Raw genomic sequence first — 706 nt, forward strand, 5'->3', positions numbered from 1 at the left:
TTTAATATATTTTATACATTTCTGCCCTGCTTCATCCAATGAAAGTTTAAATGTTTTTTCTTTTTTTTGAATTCCTCTGTTCTATATATAGAGATGTCTTTTTCTTCTTTACAAGAAAAAATACTACTTAATATACCCATAATAATAACTATTTTAATAACTTTATACATATTTTTATTTCTAATTACTCAATTGCTGGTTATAACTTAATTTGAAATTACTAATTTCTATGTAAGGAATCTCGCGATACTCTTTATTTATTGTTAATTTATAATCATTTAATATTTTTTCATCTACTTTTGTTATGCCTTAAGTTCTATAATTACCTATAATAATCTGCATTTATTTTTTTTGAAGAAAAATATCCTTCTCTTTTAACCATATATACTCATTACAATTAGTTATTTTTCCTGTATTGGCATTTATCCAAACACCAAAAACGGCTACCTTTTTCTCAATCAAATTATGAAAAGAATATACATAATGATCATCAACAATTAAGGTTGGAGAAAGAAAAGTTTCATCATAATTTAAATCCTTACTTTTTTTTCTATCATATAAATATTTGACATATAGGTCATTAGATTTTTTAATGCTAATTTTATATTTTTTTTCTTGAACAATTTCTGGAGAACATGGAAAAACTTTATGATTTTCCAAAAATTTCTCTTCTTCACTTTTACATCCTAATAAGGAAAATATTGAA

At 22.7% G+C, this 706-nt stretch carries 1 protein-coding gene; it reads right to left on the minus strand.

The genetic code is table 11. From position 1 onward, the window contains the following. Positions 1-342: 342 nt before the first annotated feature. The coding region (locus tag HMPREF9071_RS11720; RefSeq protein ID WP_009401626.1) for a hypothetical protein at positions 343-706 on the minus strand (364 nt) is incomplete at its 5' end.

The organism is Capnocytophaga sp. oral taxon 338 str. F0234 (genome assembly GCF_000192225.1).
In the GTDB taxonomy this organism is placed as follows: domain Bacteria; phylum Bacteroidota; class Bacteroidia; order Flavobacteriales; family Flavobacteriaceae; genus Capnocytophaga.